The organism is Streptomyces sp. SS7 (assembly GCF_037993025.1).
Classification (GTDB): Bacteria; Actinomycetota; Actinomycetes; order Streptomycetales; family Streptomycetaceae; genus Streptomyces.
Genome location: NZ_CP141223.1, coordinates 6,477,448 through 6,495,858 on the forward strand (window position 1 = coordinate 6,477,448; position 18,411 = coordinate 6,495,858).

Genomic DNA, 18,411 nt, shown 5'->3' on the forward strand with positions numbered 1-18,411 from the left:
CTTGCGCACCACGCGGCGCGGACGCCCAACCGTCCGGGCCTGCCCCCCGTCGTCGACCGTCACCGGGCATCGGTCCTGGTGGCAGAGCTGGAGCTACGCTGTGCCGGTGCCACCGATACCCGCTGAGCAGTTGATCGGCCTCGCCCGCCCGGTGAGCTCCGGACTGGCCAGGGCGGGAGCGCCGTCCCTCGGGGCCCGGCTGCTGAACGTGCTGGCCCACCGCGTCCCGGAGCCCCGGCTCAAGGCCGACCTGCTGGCCGAGGCCGCCGAGCTGGAGCTCTCCCACGGCCTGGCCCCCCGCCGCCTCAAGACGGCCTACGCGGCACAGCTGGTGTGCGCGGACGCGTTGTTCAAGGAGGGCAAGAAGGCGGCCGCGGCCGCTGCGGCGGCGGACGCCCTGATCCTGGCGTTCCATCGCGTACCGCACCTCGACGGGCTGACCTCGCCTCTGGCGGAGGACCCCGAGGGCTTCACCGCCGCACTCCGCCGCAGCCGCACCCTGCGCGCGGTGGCGAAGCCGCGCGGCCGGGCGGAGGCAGCCGTGACACCGCCGGACGACCGGCCCCACCGGCTGCTCATCGTGAACAGGGGCAACGCGAACTTCCTCCCGCTCATCACCGGCCGTTACGAGGCTCACCCCGAAGCCGAGGTCCGCACGCTCGACATGGCCACCGACCCGGATCTCGCGCCGCTGGCCAAGGGGCTCGGGCGCATGATGGCAAGGGCCGTGGGGAGCCAGGCCGCGTACGGACGCGCGGCCGAGCAGGCACTGCGACCGCACCTCGACTGGGCCGACACGGTCTTCGTCGACTGGTGCTCGGTCGGCGCGGCTTTCCTGACCATGGTGGACCCGGGCACCACCCGGGTGGTCGTCCGGCTGCACAGCTACGAGGCACTCGGCTACTGGCCGCACGTCATGGACTTCTCCCGCGTGGACGACCTGCTCTTCGTCAGCCCCCATGTCAGGGATCTGACCACGGCCGCGGTACCGCGGTTGCTGGCCGAGGACGCGCCCCGCCTCCATGTGATCCACAACGCGATGGATCTGTCCGCCTACCGGCGCGCCAAGCGGCCGGACGCACGGTTCACGCTGGGCCTGGTGGGCACCGGCCAGGTCGCCAAGGACCCCCGCTGGGCGGTCGAGGTCCTGCGGCTGCTGCGCCGGCACGACGAGCGCTACCGGCTGCTGCTCGTGGGCAGCGGCCTGGACGCCGAGAGCAGCCCGGCCGTACGGCGCTATCACGACGCGCTGGAGCGGGACCTGGCGAAACTGGAGCCGTCCGGCGCGGTCCGCCGCATCGGGCAGACCGACGACGTGCCGGGGGCGCTGGAGGAGGTCGGCATCATCCTCAGCACGTCGGTGCGCGAGAGCTTCCACTGCGGACTGGTCGAAGGGGCGGCCAGCGGCGCTGTCCCGGTGGTCCGCGACTGGCCGTTCTTCGCGGGCCGGGAACACGGCGCCCGCACGCTGTTCCCCCAGGACTGGGTCGTCGGCACGCCCGAGGAGGCGGCGCGGCGCATTCTCGCGGTCACCGCCACCGAGGAGACCTGGCAGAAGACAGGACAGGCGGCCGCCGAGCTCGCACTCGCCGCCTGGGACTGGAACGTCGTGCGCGACGACTTCGACCGACTGCTGCTCGGCGCCCGCAGGAACACGGCGGCCTGACCACGGAGCGGTCGGCTCCGTCCGCCCGGGAGCCGTCTGTCCGTCTGTCCGTCCGACGGTGCGGGGACCGGAGGGCCTCCCCGGCGGAGAGCGCCCGCGGCCGGGCACCCGCGGCATGACCGCGGGTGCCGGCACGCGGCAGGTCAGACCGTGCGCAGGTCAGACGGTGCGCAGGTCAGACGGTGCGCAGTTCAGACGGTGCGCAGTGCGAGGGTGCCGTCGTTCTCGTCGTACAGCTCGCCGGTCTGCGGGCAGGTCCACACGCCCGGCTCGGTCGCGTGTTCGGTGAGCCGTACGCCCGCCCGGCCGACCCAGCCGATGCGGCGGGCGGGGACACCGACGACCAGGGCGAAGTCGGGCACGTCCTTGGTGACGACGGCGCCCGCGGCCACCATGGCCCACCTGCCGATGGTGAGCGGCGCCACGCAGACCGAGCGCGCGCCGATCGAGGCACCGTCGAGGATCTTCACCCCGACGGCCTCCCAGTCGCCGCCGCGCTTCTGCTTGCCGTCGGGGTCCACGGAACGCGGGTTGTGGTCGTTGGTGAGGACCACGGCCGGTCCGATGAAGACGCCGCTGCCCAGCTCGGCGGGCTCGTAGACGAGCGCGTAGTTCTGGAGCTTGCAGTTGTCGCCCATGCGCACGCCCGATCCGACGTACGCGCCCCGGCCGATCACACAGCCCTCGCCGAGACGGGCGCCCTCGCGGATCTGCGCGAGGTCCCAGACACTGCTCCCGGCCCCGATCTCGGCGCTCTCGTCGACCTGCGCGCTGGGCTGGACCCTGTAGTTCACTTCTTCTTCGCCTTCCGATGGCTGCCTTCGCCTGGCGAGCATACGGGTCCGGGCCCGCGGGCAACGGGGTGGTGCCCCTCTCCGCGGCGGAGCCCCGATACTCCTGCGCGGACGCTCCGAAGGCCCTTTCGGTTGCGCGTGCGCCCCCTGTGATTCTTGTCATGTTCCGGGGGACTCGAGGGGTATTGCATGTGCACTTCACGCAAAGGGATGATCCTTGACGTTCTTTAAGTTCTCTTTATCAACGGGGTGCTCGTGTCAAGGGTGGGGAAAGTGTGGCGGCGTGCTGCCGCCACCGCTGCGGCAGGGACCTTACTGGCATGGGGCGTCGGGACCGGCGGTGTTCCCGCCGCGGCCGCCGTCGCATGTCCGTCGGGCGTCGAGTCCGACTTCAACGGTGATGGTGTCAGGGACATGGCAATCGCCGATCCCGAGGCGACCGTCGACGGCGTGGCCGAGGCGGGTGCCGTCCACGTCGTGTACGGCGGCGGCAAGGGCACCGTCACCATCTCCCAGGCCCCGGCGAACATCCCGGGCGCCCCCGAGCGGGGCGACCAGTACGGCTACGCGCTGGCCGTCTACGACGCCGACCTCGACGGCTGCAGCGACCTGGTGGTCGGCTCCCCGTACGAGGACCTCGGCACGGTCCCCGACGCCGGACTCGTCCAGGTGATCTACGGCGCCACGACCGGACTGGGTACCGGCACCGCCGCCAAGGAGTTCCTCCAGGGCACCGACAAGCCGCTCGGCGGCTCCGCGGAGTCGGAGGACTGGGTCGGTTACGCCGTCGCGGCCGGGAAGACCGCGGCCGGCACGCCCTACCTGCTGATCGGCAGCCCCGGCGAGTCGATCGGCACGGTCGAGGACGCGGGTGCCTTCTACTACGTCAGCGGCACCGCCCAGACCGTCGCCGGCGTCAACCAGAACACCGAGACCGCGGGCGCCGTGCCCGGCACCGCCGAACAGGACGACCGCTTCGGCGCCACACTCGCCGCCACCCCCACGCACTTCGCCGTCGGCACACCGGGCGAGGCACTGGGCACCGTGGCCTTCGCCGGCGGCGTCGCCTACTTCAGCCACACGCTGACCTCCAACTCCCCCAAGCCGCTGGGCGGTCTGGGCCAGGACCAGGACGAGATCAGCGGAGCCGAGGAGGTCGGCGACCAGTTCGGCGCCGCGCTCGCCATGGTCCCGTACCGGCCTTCGGGCGCCACCTCCACCACCGAGTCGCTGCTCGTGGTGGGCGTCCCCGGCGAGGACCTGTCGACCACCGTCGACGCCGGGGCCGTCCAGGTCTTCCGGCTCACCGCGAGCGGCACCTTCAGCCAGCTGGCCTGGATCGACCAGAACACGGAGAACGTGGAGGAGGTGGCCGAGGCCGGCGACCTGTTCGGCAAGCGCCTGGCCGCCGTCAACACCTCCCCGAACGCCACCTCCACGGCCACGACGACCAAGGTCGCCATCGGGGTGCCCGGCGAGGAGTCCTCCGAGGAGCACGCGGACAAGGGCGGCGTGCAGATCGTCCCGCTGGTCGGCGCGCCCGGCGCCTCCGACCAGTGGATCGACCCCGGTTACGGCATCCCCTCCACGCCCGCACCGCGCATGCTCACCGGTCTGTCCCTGGCCGCCACCCCTTCCCTGCTCTACGTGGGTGTGCCCTACGGTCCGGCCGACGGCCACGCGGTCTACGGCTTCCCGTGGAACGTGACCTCCGGCGGAGCGCCGACCGCGACGGTCAAGCCCGGTGAGGGCGGCATCCCGGCGGGCGACGTGGCCTTCGGGGCGACCGTCCGCTGACGCGGCCCCAGGACACGGTGCCCGTCACGGCCCAGCCGCCGTCGGGCACCGTGCCCCACCGGCCGGGGTGCCCCCGGGTGAGGGGCCTCGGCGCCACCGTCGACGTGGGCTCCACCGGACCGACCGGAACACCGACGGGGCCGTGGGGGAGGCCGGAACCGGCGACCTCTGCGGTCGGCGACTTCTCCGGCCGACGGCACACCGCCGACGGCGCACACCGCCGTCGACATCACCGCCGACATGGTCGGTACGGCATCCAGACCCTCCCCCAGATGACGTACAAGCCCGGTGAGGGCGGCATTTCCGCAGGTGGCGTCGCCTTCGGCGCGAGCATCCGATGACCGGACCCGAGACAGACATGAAGCAACGGGAGAGTGGACGCGTGTCCGCAGACAGACAGAGACCGATACGGCGTGGCGTGCTCAGGCGCGTTGCCGTCGCGGCCGCCGTCGCCGGCGCGGTGACGGCCGGCACCCTGGCGGTCCTGCCGGACGGTGGCCCGGGCCGGAACCAGGCGCCCATCGCCGCCGACCAGCCGACGGTGACCGAACAGCAGGCCATGGCCGTGGCCAAGGAGAGCGGCAAGAAGACCGAGGTCGTCGGCGCGCGCACCGAGCGCCGGGAGATCTTCGCCGAGCCCGACGGCACCTTCACCGCCCGCGAGTACACCGAGCCGGTGCGCACGGTCAAGAACGGCACCTGGGTCCCGGTCGACGCGACACTGGTGAAGCGGGCCGACGGCACCTGGGGCCCCAAGGCCGCCACCGTCGACCTCAGCTTCTCCGCCGGCCAGGCCGACGAGCCGTTCGTGACGATGCAGCGCGCGGGCCGCGAGTTCGCCCTGACCTGGCCGTACGGCAAGCTGCCCGCACCGCGGGTGGACGGTGACACCGCCACCTACGCCGAAGTTCTGCCCGGCGTCGACCTGACCGTGCGGGCCGAGGCCGACGGCTTCGGCCACCTGCTGGTCGTCAAGACGCCCGAGGCGGCCGCCGACCCGAGACTGGCCGAGGTCGATCTCGGTATGACCACCGACGGCCTGAAGATGTCGGAGGACACCACCGGGGCGATCCTCGCGGAGGACGCCGCCGTCGGCGGGACCGTGTTCCAGGCGGGCAAGCCCTCGATGTGGGACTCGGCCGCCGTCGAGGAGACCGCCGCCAGGAAGCAGGGCCCCAAGGCCGTCGCGAAGGCCCTGAAGTCCGCCACGGCCGCCGCCGACGGGACCGCCACGGCCACCCCCGGCCCCCAGACCGCCCCCGAGCCCGCGCTCGAAGGCCCGGGCGGCGGCGGCAAGGTCGCCCCCCTGGGCGTCGAGGTCGGAAAGGGCAAGCTGCGCCTGGTCCCCGACCAGAAGCTCCTCAAGGGCGCGGACACCGTCTTCCCGGTCGTCATCGACCCGATCTCGCGCACCACCTCGCGCACCTCCTGGACCGGCGTCATGTCCGGGATGCCCACCGAGCAGGACTGGAAGTACTCCGGCAGCGCGGGCGTCGGCAAGTGCCCGACCGACTACAACCCGGTCTCCTGCAACGGCGTGGGCGTCCGCCGCGTGATGTTCACGATGCCGCTCTCCTTCTACAAGGGGAAGCAGATCCTGGGCGCGACCTTCTCCGCCCGGGTGGAGCACATCTACAGCGCCAGCCCGACCGCGGAGCCCATCCGGCTCTACCGCATCGGCGGCCAGAACTACTCCCTCTCGTCCTCCAGCAACTGGTCCAACACCTCGGACGACTGGGACGACCACATCGCGACGGTCGACAAGGCCATCTCGCCGACCTCCTGCTCCAGCCAGGCCAACCTGAACTTCGAGAGCAGCGAGAAGACCAACCCCGAGCTGACCAGCGAGATCAAGACGGCGGCCGCCGGCGGCTGGAACTCGATGACGCTGGGTCTGCGGGCCGCCGACGAGTCCCGCTTCGCCGAGTGGAAGCGGATCTGCGGCAACGCCTACCTGTCGGTCAAGTACAACAACCTGCCACGGCAGATCAAGACGTCCGACATGACCACCGACCCGGGCGGTCTGTGCAAGTGGGGCGGGAGCCGCGAGTACACCGAGGTCCCGCCGAAGCTCCAGGCCATCGCGAGCGACCCCGACCACGGCAACGGCCAGACCGACAAGGTCAAGGTCGAGTTCAAGGTGGAGTGGACCGACCCCACCACCAAGGCGGCCAAGTCCTACACCTACCTGACGCCGGACTGGCTCTCCCCGACCACCAGCACCAGGTTCACGCACACGGTCAAGTCGTCCATCCCGCAGAACACCGTCATCTACTGGAGCGCACGCGCCACCGACGGTGACGGCTACGGCCCGTGGAGCTACGACGGCGACTCCGCCCAGCGCTGCGAGTTCATCTACGACAAGACCCTGCCCGGCAAGCCGAACGTGCTGTCCAAGCAGTACCCCTCCGACACCGTCTACCACGACGGCGTGGGCACCTACGGCACCTTCACCTTCGCGCCCAACCCGAACGACTCCATCCCCGACACGGACGTCGTCAAGTACCGCTACGCCTTCGACAGCACCGCGAGCCCGGCGACCGTCGCCACCCCGTCCGCGGCGGGCGGCTCCGTCTCCGTGCAGTGGATGCCGACCCGGGCCGGGCGGCACTGGGTCGACGTGATCGCCGTCGACAAGGCCGAGAACCCCAGCACCAAGGCCCACTACGAGTTCCTGGTCAGCGAGGGCACCCCGGTCGTGGCCCAGTGGAACCTCGCCGACCAGGCGGGTGACACCGAGGCGCACGACGAGAGCGGCGAGTTCTCGGCGACCGCGGGCACCGCCGTCTCGTTCGGCGCCGAGGGCCCCGGCGGCAAGGTCGACAAGGCGGCCCACTTCGACGGCACCGCCGAGTCCTACCTCGACGCGAGCGAGACCGTCCTCGACACCGCCGGGAGCTTCTCCGTCAGTGCCTGGGTGCGGCCCACCGCCCTGGACAAGGACATGACGGTGATCAGCCAGGACGGCACCGGCGAGCCCGGGTTCACCTTCGGCTACGACGCCTCCGCGCAGACCTGGAAGTTCGCCGTCCCGGTCAACGACGTGGACTCGCTCGGCGAGTGGAAGGCCGTCTCCACCGGAGTCACCCCGGTCAAGGACCAGTGGGTGCTGCTGACCGGTGTCTACGACGCACAGAAGAGCACCGGCCCCGAGCTCCAGCTCTACATCAACAAGGACCTCAAGGGCTCCGCCACCAGGCGCTCCACCTGGAAGTCGTACGGTCCGCTGCAGATCGGCCGCGCCACGGCCAAGAGCGGCTACCACGACAACTTCACCGGTGACCTCGCCGAGGTCCGCGTCTTCGACCGGGTCCTGCCGGCGGCCCAGGTCGCCGAGCTGATGACCGTCAAGCCGCAGCGCAAGGCCTACTGGCAGCTCGACACCGCCACCGGCGGTGCCTCCGCCGAGACGGGCGGCGGCCAGGCGCTGACCCTCGCGGGCAACGCCTCGATCTACCGCCCGGCCGACCCGCTGTTCGACACGGCCGCCCTGGTCGGCGACGGCAATCTGGTCCTGGACGGCGACGGGGACTACGCGTCCACCGCCACCGCCCCGGTCACCGGCAACAGCAGCTTCACCGTGACGGCCCGCGCCCAGCTCACCTCGCTGGACCCGGCGAAGTCGCAGACGGTGCTGTCCCTGCCGGGCGCCAGCGCCAACCGCCTCCAGGTCCGCTACCAGGCGACCACACAGCAGTGGGAGCTGGTCGTCGCCAAGGCCGACGCGGCCGCCCCCGCGGTCGTCACCTTCACCGACGACCAGGAACTGCCCGACACCGGCGGCTCCGGCCAGCACCTGGCGGTCGTCTACGACGCCTTCGCCAACTCGATCCGCCTCTACGTCGAGGGCCAGCTCGTGGCCGGTGCCTACGGCACCGACAACACCCTGTGGTCCGCCACCGGCGGCCTCCAGGTGGGGCGTTCGCTGCGCGGGGCGAGCGAGTACTTCGCCGGCGCGATCGACGAGGTCCGCGTCTACAGCGGTGCGGCCGACCAGATCGCGGTGCAGCAGATGGCCGCGCTGACCGCCCTCCCCGATATGTGACGGAAGGTCACCTCTGCGGTGTGCCGGGTCCTTCGAGGGCCCGGCACACCCGGTCCTGCGCCTCACCCTCCGCGCCCTTCAGGACGATCTCCTACGATCAGGAAGTTGCCGAATGTTCTTCCGTGGCCGCTCTCTGAGTCGCCGCATGCCTCGACAGGCGGTTGTCGCCACGGTGCTGGGGCTCTCCCTGGCGCTGTCGGCGTCGTCGGTCCAGGCGTCGGTGCTCGACGGTGACCGGGGCCGTACCAGCCGCCCCGGTGTCCAGGACGACGGTGATCCCGCCCAGGGGCGGGACGCCAGGGCGAAGTCCCGCCCTTCTGATCCGGCGCGCAAGGCGGCGGTGAAGGGGCTGGACAAGGCGGTGTGGCCGAAGCGGGGCGGCGCCGAGGTGAAGCTCGGTGCCACCGCGGAGGCCGGTGGTCTGCCGGTGACGGTGACCAGGGCGAAGGCCCAGGTCAAGGCGGCACAGGCGCCCGGGAAGGTCCGCGTCGAGGTCCTCGATCCGCAGCGGGCCGACCGGCTCGGCGCCGATGTGCTGCTGGGTGTGGCGCGGGCGGACGGTTCCGCGCAGGCGGGCAAGGTGCGCCTCACGGTGGACTATGCGGAGTTCGCGGAGGGCTTCGGCGGTTCGTACGGCTCGCGGCTCCAACTGGTGCAGCTTCCGGCGTGTGCGGCCGTGGCGGCTCCCGGCAGCAAGGACTGCCCCGAGCAGCCGAAGGCGCTGAAGACGGTCAACGACGTGAAGGCGGGGACGGTCTCCGCCGATGTGACGGCGGCCCCCGCTTCGGCCGAGGGCGTCTCCACGATGGCGGCGGCAGCGACCTCGCTGGTGGCCGTCGCGGCCGGTCCGTCGAGCGCGCAGGGCACGTACAAGGCGACGGCGCTCGCCCCCTCGGCCAGCTGGACGGTCTCGAACTCCTCCGGCGGCTTCTCCTGGAACTACCCCTTCCGTTCGGTCCCGACCCCGGGCGGTCTGACCCCGACCGTGGGCCTCGGCTACTCCTCCCAGTCGGCGGACGGCCGCACCTCGGCGACGAACAACCAGGGCTCCTGGATCGGCGAGGGTTTCTCCTACGACCCGGGGTACATCGAGCGCCGCTACAAGCCGTGCTCCGAGGACGGCCACGACGGTTCCGGCGAGCAGTGCTGGGCGTTCGAGAACGCCACGATCATGCTCAACGGCTCGTCCTCCGAGCTCGTCAAGGACGACACCACCGGCAAGTGGCACCTGTCCGGTGAGGACGGCAGCAAGGTCGAGAAGCTGACCGACGCGACCAACGGCGACAACGACGGTGAGTACTGGCGGGTCACCACGACCGATGGCACGGAGTACTACTTCGGCAAGAACCGTCTGCCGGGCTGGGCGGCGGGCAACGAGGAGACCAACTCGGTCTGGACGGCCCCGGTGTTCGGCGACGACTCGGGTGAGCCCTGCTACAACGCCACCTTCACCAGCGCCTACTGCCAGCAGGCCTGGCGCTGGTCGCTGGACTACGTCAAGGACACGCACGGCAACGTGATGTCCTACTTCTACGAGCGCGAGACGAACTACTACGCGCTGAACGGGAAGACGGACGTCAACGGTACGGCGTACCACCGTGGCGGCTGGCTGAAGCGGATCGACTACGGCCAGCGCGACGGCGCGGTGTACGCGGCGAAGGCCCCGGCCCGGATCGTGTTCAACACGGCCGAACGCTGCCTGCCCACCGCCGACTTCGACTGTGCGGAGAGCAAGCGCACCAAGGCCAACGCCTCCCACTGGCCGGAACGTCCCGGTCGACCAGGAGTGCAAGTCGGGCACGAAGTGCACGTCACCGGTGCAGACGTTCTTCACCACCAAGCGGCTGACGTCGGTCGTCACGCAGATGCGCAAGGACGCCACGAACTACCAGGACGTGGACGCCTGGATCCTGACGCATCTGTTCACGGACAACGGCGACGACTCCAAGACGCTGTGGCTGTCGAAGATCGAGCACGAGGGCCGCGCCGGCACGGCGGTCAAGCTGCCGTCCGTCGACCTCTTCGGCGAGCAGCTGGCCAACCGCGTCGACGCGATCGGCGACAACATCGCCCCGTTCTACCGCTTCCGCCTCTCGATGGTCCTCAGCGAGACCGGCTCCCAGCTCGACGTCAACTACGCGCCGGCGGACTGCACCAAGGCCACGCTCCCCAAGCCGGGCGAGTCCACCAAGCGCTGCTACCCGGTGAAGTGGTCCCCGCCGGGCTACATCGACCCGATCACCGACTGGTTCCACAAGTACGTGGTGTCGGCGGTCATCGAGTCCGACCGCACCGGCGGCGGCGACCAGCTCGTCACGCGGTACAGCTACCAGGGCGACGCGGCCTGGCGCAAGGCGAAGCCGGACGGCATCACCGACGAGAAGTACCTGACGTGGGGCGCCTGGCAGGGCTACGGCAAGGTCACCGTGACCTCCGGCAGCGCCGACGACCAGAAGACCCGGGTCGACTACACGTACCTCCAGGGCATGAACGGCGACGCGAAGCCCGACGGGGGCACGCGCTCGGTCTCGGTGACGGACTCCACGGGGGTCTCGTACACGGACTCCGAGGAGTTCACCGGCCATGAGCTGGAGGTCGCCACGTACGACGGCGGCAAGCTGATCTCGAAGGCGATCAGCGAGCCGTGGAAGCACACGACCGCGACGCAGACCAGGAGCTGGGGCACCACCCGCGCCACCATCGTCAAGTCGGACACGGAACGCGGGTACAGCCTGCTGTCCAACGGCACCTGGCGTCAGACGAAGTCGACCACGACGTACGAGACGGATCTCGGCACCGGCCGGGCGGTCACGGTCGACGACCAGGCCGACGTCTCGAAGACCGACGACGACACCTGCACCCGCCTGTGGTACGCGGACAACACCGCGAAGAACATCCTGGCGCTGCCCTCACGCAGTGAGTCGGTGTCGGTGAAGTGCGCGACGACGCCCGACCGCAAGACCCAGGTCCTCGCGGACGAGCGCACCTCGTACGACGACCTCGCCGTGGGCGCGGCCCCCACCAAGGGCGACGCCACGAAGACCGAGCGCCTGACGGCCCACGACGGCACCACGGCGACGTACCAGGTCACGGGCACCACCACGTACGACGACTTCGGCCGTCCGAAGATCCAGAAGGACGCGAAGCAGAACCCGACCCGGACCGACTACGTCGAGACGAACGGTCTGCTCACGCAGACCAAGCTGACGAACGCCCTCGGCCACATCACGACCACCGACTACGCCTCCGCGTGGGGCCTGTCCAAGGGGCAGACCGACCCGAACGGCAGGCGGACGGACCTCGCCTACGACGCCCTCGGCCGGCTGACCTCCGTCTGGCTCCCCGACCGCGCGGCATCGCAGACGCCGAGCATCAAGTACGCGTACAACGTCCGCAAGGACAAGGTCACCTCGATCGAGACCGAGAAGATCGAGAACGACGGCTCCTACGGCGCCGAGTACCAGCTTCTACGACAGCCTGCTGCGCCCCCGCCAGATCCAGACCGAGGGCCCGGCCGGCACCCGGATGGTCGCGGACTCGTTCTACGACGGGGCGGGCAAGATCAGGCAGACCAACGCGACGTACAACGCGGCCGGCACCGCCTCGGACGAACTGCTGCTCGTGCACAACGGCGAGGTAGGCGCGCAGACCCGGGTGGAGTACGACGCCCTCGGCCGCCCCACGGCCGACATCTTCGCGGTCTCCGGCGTCGAGCAGTGGCGCACCACGACCACGTACGACGGTGAGCTGACCCACGTCGACCCGCCGGTCGGCGGCGTGCCGGCGACCACCGTCTCGGACGCCGAGGGCAACACCACGGAGATCCGCCACTACAAGGGAGCGTCGCCGGCCCCGCTGACCCCGTACGACTCGACGAAGTACACCTACACGCGCGCCGGCAAACTGGAGACGGTCACCGACGCCAAGGGCAACGTCTGGCGGTACACGTACGACCAGCTGGGCCGCAAGAAGACCTCGGTCGACCCGGACGCCGGGACCACCCGCACCGAGTACGACGAACTGGACCGGCCCGTCGCGGCCTGGGACGGACGCAACAAGAAGACGTCCACGGCCTACGACGCGCTCGGCCGGGTCACCAGCACCTGGACCGGTGACGTCGACACCGGCACGAAGCTGACCGAGACCCGCTACGACAAGGCCGGCTGGCTCGGCCAGGCGTACGCCCAGCTCAGCTATGTCACCTCGACCGAGTACTTCGCGTCGGTCGTCCAGTCGATGGACGAGTTCTACCAGCCGCTGAAGACGGCCTACTCCGTGCCCGCGTCGCAGGGCTCCCTGGCCGGCACCTATGTCTTCACGTCGGCCTACAACCGGGACGGCACGGTCCAGTCGACGGGTCTGCCCGCGGCCGGCGGACTGTCCGCCGAGGCCGTCACCTACGGGTACGACGCGCTCCAGCGTCCGACCACGATGACGGGCACGACCTCGTACGTCACCAACACGGTCTACTCGAAGAACAGCCAGCTCCAGCAGTTGGAGCTGTACGCGGGCTCAGGCAAGAAGGTCTGGCAGACCCTCGACTACGAGACCGGCACCGACCGTGTCACCCGTGCCACCGTGGACGTGTACGGCGCGAGCGCACCGGCGAAGCAGTCGTCGTACTCCTACGACCAGGCCGGAAACGTCCTGTCCATCGTGGACACGGCGAACACCTCGTCCCCGGACGTACAGTGCTTCGCCTACGACACCCAGCAGCGGCTGACCGAGGCGTGGACGCCCGCGTCCTCGGCGGCGAACGCGGCCGGCGCCGGCACGGTCGGTTCCACCGCGCCCGTCGAGGGCTCCCGCCCGAACGCGTGCACGGCGGCTCCGGGCACGAGCGCGCTCGGCGGTCCCGCCCCCTACTGGAAGTCGTACGAGACGGACGCCATCGGCAACCGTAAGTCGGAGACCATCCACGACACCGGGCTGAACGCGGCCAAGAACATCACCCGCAGCTACGAGTACGGCGGCGCGGGCGCCCTCGGCGACGGTCCGCACCAGCTGACCAAGGTCACCGAGCAGACCCCGACCGGTGCCAAGCAGTACGCGTACGAGTTCAACGACGCGGGCGCGACCACCAAGCGCACGATCGGCGGCGACGCCCAGTCGCTCGAATGGGACGACGCCGGCCGGCTCACCAAGGTGAAGGAGGCGAGCGGCTCCGAGACGACGTACCTGTACGACGCCTCCGGCAGCCGGATCCAGCGCAAGGACACCTCGGGCACCACGGTCTACCTGCCCGGCATGGAGCTGAAGCTCTCGGCCGACGGCACCAAGAAGTCGGCGACCCGGTACTACTCGTACGCCGGGCAGACCGTGGCGGTGCGCACGGACGACGGCAAGCTGTCGTTCGTCGCGTCCGACCACCACGGCACGGGTGAGCTCGCCATCGAGGCGGCGACCGGCGCGATCTCCCAGCGCCGCTTCGACCCGTACGGCGTCCAGCGTGGCAGCGCCACGGGCGTCTGGCCGGGGGAGAAGGGCTTCGTCGGCGGCACGGTCGACGCGTCGACCGGTCTGACCCACCTCGGCGCCCGCGAGTACGACTCGATGATCGGCAAGTTCATATCCCTCGACCCGGTCATCGACTACACCCAGCCTCAGCAGATCAACGGTTACGCCTACGCCAACAACAGCCCGGTCACCCTTTCCGACCCGAGCGGACTGCTGTCGTCGACGACGTGCAGCCTCTTCCCGAGTGCGCTCGGCTGCGGGACGTCGGACTGCGGCATGCTGTGCGCGCCCGGCTCCGAAGGGGCGAAGGTCACCGAGGCGCAGAACGAGGTCAACCAGGCCCAGAAGCAGCAGTCGTCGGCCAAGAAGCGCATCAGCTCGGCCGGCAAGGAACTGGTCAAGATCGTCCGGGACATCCTCGGTGTCGACGCGGCCCTCGACTGCATCTCCACGGGTGACGTCGGCGCCTGCGGCGAGACGCTGCTGAACATCGCCGGCAGCTTCGCCGGTGGCCTCGCCGGCAAGATCATGGCGAAGTACGGACTGCCCTGGAAGTGGGCCAAGGGAGTCAAACTCGCCAAGCGGGTCGTCGGCCTCGTCGGTGATCTCATCGGCGGAGTCAAGGACCTGCTGAAGGCGAACAAGGCACTCGGCAAGGCCAAGGACGGCCTGGCGGTGGCCCGCTCGAAGGCCGCGGACGCGCTGCGGAAGCTGCGGAAGGGGAAGTGCCACAGCTTCCTGCCGGGCACCAAGGTCCTGCTCGCCGACGGTTCCAGCAAGCCGATCGAGGACGTCGAACTCGGCGACATGGTGACGGTGACCGACCCGGAGACCGGGGAGACCACCGTCCGCGAGGTCGCCGGGACCATCGTCACCGAGGACGACAAGACGTTCTCGGATCTCACGGTGAAGACGGCGTCCGGCACCGAGGAGTCGCTGGTCGCCACGGTCACGCACCCCTTCTGGGTCGTGTCCGAACAGGCGTGGATCAAGGCCGGGGACCTCGAACCCGGCATGACACTGCGCACCCCGTCCGGCGACACGGTCGAACTCACGGCCAACCGCCACTTCGACAAGCGCCAGCGGACGCACGACCTGACCATCACGGGCATCCACACGTTCTACGTCCTGGCGGACGTGACGCCTCTGCTGGTGCACAACTGCCCCACCGCCGACGCCCCCGACACGTCCGGAACGGCGACGGTCTACCTGGACGCCGGTGCCAATCCCAAGCACGCCTCGGTCAAGGTCGAGTACGACGGAAAGGCCATCCACAGCGAGCAACTGGGCGCGCCCGGTACGGACGCGGTGGGGGCCTACTACGAGGGGGAGGTGTCCAGCCTGTCCTTCGCGATCAGGATCCCCCTGCCCAACGCCAAGAACGCACAAGCGTTCCAGCGCGCGACCGACGGATACGTGTTCGATCCCTACGACCTCGAGACGCAAAGTTGCGTCACGTACTGCGCAGCCGTGTTGCGCGCCGGTGGAATCGGACCCGCGGACCTGCCGAAGGGAATGAAGACCGACGAGGTCGAGCGATGGTTGCTCAGCAAGTTCTGAAGGCAGCGAAGCGAAGGGAGGAGAACTGTGGACAGGACCGCGGACAGGACGTTCGACACCGACGGCGAAGCACTGTGCTGCGCCGCGGCCGTGCGGCTGGGCGGAGCACTGCGCGTGCTCGCCGCCCTGGGCGGGCTTTCGGATCGCTACGGCCGGATCGAGGCGGGGCTCGGGAGCCTCAAGGCCTTCGTCGGCGGGCGGGAACGTGACGACGACGCGCTCGCGGAAGCCTTCGTCGCCAACTGGTCGCTGGGCACCAGGTACGGGGACGAACTGCCGGGGGCGGCCTTCTTCCGGGCCGGGACGCGAATCGTGGACGTCGCGATCATCGTTGCCCGGACGGAACAGCCGGTGGACCCGGTGCAAGGGCTGAGTCAGGCCCTCGAGGCGGCCGCTGCCTGGCCGTCCGAGATCCACATCAGCTCCTTCACACAGCTCGCGGACTTCGAGCGGGCTTGCCAGACGGAGGCGGAGGAGCGCCTGCGGACGGGCGGTCTGCCCGGTCTGTGGGAGCTGGCCGACGAACAGGCCGGGCATTACCGGAGGGCAGCGGAGCTGCTCGTCGGGTAGCACGAGCCACAGGGCACGGGGCTCGGTTTGATCCTCAAACCGGGCCCCTGCCCGTGCGGCGTCCCCTCACTGCCGGTCCGTCTCCTGCCCTTCGGTGACCGGTCCGGCTCCGCGCACCTCTCTCTTTCCTTGCATACCCCTACGATCAGGAAGTTGCCGAATGTTCTTTCGTGGCCGCTCTCTGAGCCGCCGCTTGCCCAGACCGGCGTTCGCCGCGACAGTGCTCGGGCTCACGCTCGCGCTGTCGGCGTCGTCGGTCCAGGCGGTGGCTCTCGACGACGGCGACCGGGGCCGCACCAGCCGCCCCGGCGTCCAGGACGACGGTGATCCCGCCCAGGGGCGGGACGCCAGGGCGAAGTCCCGCCCTTCTGATCCGGCGCGCAAGGCGGCGGTGAAGGGGCTGGACAAGGCGCTGTGGCCGAAGCGGGGCGGCGTCGAGCTGAAGGTCGGCGCCGCCGCTGAGGCGGGCGGCCTGCCGGTGCGGGTGACCAGGGCGAAGGCCGGGGTCAAGGCGGCGCAGGCGGCCGACGAGGTCCGGGTCGACGTTCTCGATCCGCAGCGGGCCGGCAAGCTGGGCGCCGACGTGCTGCTGGGTGTGGCGCGGGCGGACGGTTCCGCGCAGGCGGGCAAGGTCCGTCTCACGGTGGACTATTCGGAGTTCGCGGAGGGCTTCGGAGGTTCCTACGGTTCGCGTCTGCGGCTGGTCCAGCTCCCGGCGTGTGCCGTCGTGGCCACTCCCGGCAGCAGGGAGTGCCCGGAGCAGCCGAAGGTGCTGCCGACGGTCAACGACGTGAGGACGGGCACGGTCTCGGCGGATGTGACCGCCGCTCCGGCTGCGGCCGAGGGCGTCTCGACGATGGCGGCGGACGCGACCTCCCTGGTCGCGGTCGCCGCCGGGCCGTCGTCGGCGCAGGGCACCTACAAGGCGACCGCCCTGGCCCCGTCGGCGAGCTGGAGCGTCGCCACCTCCTCCGGGGCGTTCAACTGGAATTATCCGTTCCGTTCGGTTCCGACCCCGGGCGGTCTGACGCCGACCGTGGGCCTCGGCTACTCCTCCCAGTCGGCGGACGGCCGTACCTCGGCGACGAACAACCAGGGCTCCTGGATCGGTGAGGGTTTCTCCTACGACCCGGGGTACATCGAGCGCCGTTACAAGCCGTGCTCCGAGGACGGGCACGACAGCTCGGCCGAGCAGTGCTGGGCGTTCGAGAACGCCACGGTCATGCTCAACGGTTCCTCGGGTGAGCTGGTCAAGGACGACACCACGGGTGAGTGGCACATGTCGTCCGACGACGGCTCGAAGGTCGAGAAGCTGACCGACGGCACCAACGGCGACAACGACGGTGAGTACTGGCGTATCACCACGTCGGACGGTACGGAGTACTACTTCGGCAAGAACCGTCTGCCGGGCTGGGCGGCGGGCAACGAGGAGACCAACTCGGTCTGGACGGCCCCGGTGTTCGGCGACGACTCGGGTGAGCCGTGCTACAACGCCACCTTCACCAGCGCCTACTGCCAGCAGGCCTGGCGCTGGTCGCTGGACTACGTCAAGGACACGCACGGCAACGTGATGTCCTACTTCTACGAGCGTGAGACGAACTACTACGCGCTGAACGGGAAGACGGACGTCAACGGTACGGCGTACCACCGTGGCGGCTGGCTGAAGCGGATCGACTACGGCCAGCGCGACGGCGCGGTGTACGCGGCGAAGGCCCCGGCCCGGATCGTGTTCAACACGGCCGAACGCTGCCTGCCCACCGCCGACTTCGACTGTGCGGAGAGCAAGCGCACCAAGGCCAACGCCTCCCACTGGCCGGAACGTCCCGGTCGACCAGGAGTGCAAGTCGGGCACGAAGTGCACGTCACCGGTGCAGACGTTCTTCACCACCAAGCGGCTGACGTCGGTCGTCACGCAGATGCGCAAGGACGCCACGAACTACCAGGACGTGGACGCCTGGATCCTGACGCATCTGTTCACGGACAACGGCGACGACTCCAAGACGCTGTGGCTGTCGAAGATCGAGCACGAGGGCCGCGCCGGCACGGCGGTCAAGCTGCCGTCCGTCGACCTCTTCGGCGAGCAGCTGGCCAACCGCGTCGACGCGATCGGCGACAACATCGCCCCGTTCTACCGCTTCCGCCTCTCGATGGTGCTGAGCGAGACCGGTGCCCAGCTCGACGTCACGTACGCGGCCACCGACTGCACCAAGGCCACGCTCCCCAAGCCGGGCGAGTCGACGAAGCGCTGCTACCCGGTGAAGTGGGCCCCGCCGGGCTACGTGGACCCGATCACGGACTGGTTCCACAAGTACGTCGTTTCGGCGGTCATCGAGACCGACCGCACCGGCGGCAGCGACTCGATGGTGACCCGCTACGACTACCAGGGCGACGCGGCCTGGCGTAAGGCGAAGCCGGACGGCATCACCGACGCCAAGTACCTCACCTGGGGCGGCTGGCAGGGCTACGGCAAGGTCAAGGTCACCAGCGGCACCTCGGACGTGCAGAAGACCCGGGTCGACTAC

9 protein-coding genes are annotated in these 18,411 nt (G+C 70.2%); 7 read left to right on the top strand and 2 right to left on the bottom strand.

What is annotated here, in order from left to right:
• The first annotated feature begins 106 nt into the window (after positions 1-106).
• A complete protein-coding gene (locus tag U5640_RS29915; RefSeq protein WP_340379286.1) occupies positions 107-1,666 on the top strand; it encodes a hypothetical protein in 1,560 nt (519 codons plus the stop codon).
• Between the two features lie 191 nt (positions 1,667-1,857).
• Here the strand turns inward: U5640_RS29915 and U5640_RS29920 are convergent, their stop codons facing one another.
• Entirely contained in the window at positions 1,858-2,460 is a 603-nt protein-coding gene (locus U5640_RS29920; protein ID WP_340379288.1) for an acyltransferase, read from the bottom strand.
• Positions 2,461-2,874: 414 nt separating this feature from the next.
• On the opposite strand from U5640_RS29920, the gene U5640_RS29925 reads away from it, so the two are divergent.
• Complete coding sequence (locus U5640_RS29925; RefSeq protein WP_340379290.1) at positions 2,875-4,257, top strand: VCBS repeat-containing protein; 1,383 nt, start codon at positions 2,875-2,877, stop codon at positions 4,255-4,257.
• Positions 4,258-4,675: 418 nt separating this feature from the next.
• The gene (locus U5640_RS29930) at positions 4,676-8,302 is read left to right on the top strand and encodes a LamG domain-containing protein (protein WP_340379292.1); all 3,627 of its coding nucleotides are present in this window, start codon (positions 4,676-4,678) and stop codon (positions 8,300-8,302) included.
• 597 nt (positions 8,303-8,899) lie between these two features.
• Here U5640_RS29930 and U5640_RS29935 read toward each other — a convergent pair.
• Positions 8,900-9,175, bottom strand: a complete 276-nt coding sequence (locus U5640_RS29935; protein WP_340379294.1) for a hypothetical protein — start codon at positions 9,173-9,175, stop codon at positions 8,900-8,902.
• Between the two features lie 944 nt (positions 9,176-10,119).
• On the opposite strand from U5640_RS29935, the gene U5640_RS29940 reads away from it, so the two are divergent.
• The 4 genes from U5640_RS29940 (at position 10,120) to U5640_RS29955 (ending at position 18,293) form a co-directional block, all read left to right on the top strand.
• Positions 10,120-12,048 carry a hypothetical protein gene (locus U5640_RS29940; RefSeq protein ID WP_340379296.1) on the top strand — a complete coding sequence of 643 codons (1,929 nt, stop codon included), beginning with the start codon at positions 10,120-10,122 and terminating at the stop codon, positions 12,046-12,048.
• Between the two features lie 31 nt (positions 12,049-12,079).
• Positions 12,080-15,319, top strand: coding sequence for an RHS repeat-associated core domain-containing protein (locus tag U5640_RS29945; RefSeq protein WP_340385415.1), 3,240 nt, complete (start codon positions 12,080-12,082; stop codon positions 15,317-15,319).
• 27 nt (positions 15,320-15,346) lie between these two features.
• On the top strand, positions 15,347-15,889 hold the full coding sequence (locus tag U5640_RS29950; RefSeq protein ID WP_340379298.1) for a hypothetical protein: 543 nt from the start codon (positions 15,347-15,349) through the stop codon (positions 15,887-15,889).
• A 193-nt stretch (positions 15,890-16,082) separates the two neighbouring features.
• Positions 16,083-18,293, top strand: a complete 2,211-nt coding sequence (locus U5640_RS29955) for a hypothetical protein (protein ID WP_340379300.1) — start codon at positions 16,083-16,085, stop codon at positions 18,291-18,293.
• Positions 18,294-18,411: the final 118 nt, after the last annotated feature.

Excerpts from the sequence above, each read along its gene's own strand:
- U5640_RS29925 (WP_340379290.1), top strand. The coding sequence starts at position 2,875 with ATGGCAATCGCCGATCCCGAGGCGACCGTCGACGGCGTGGCCGAGGCG.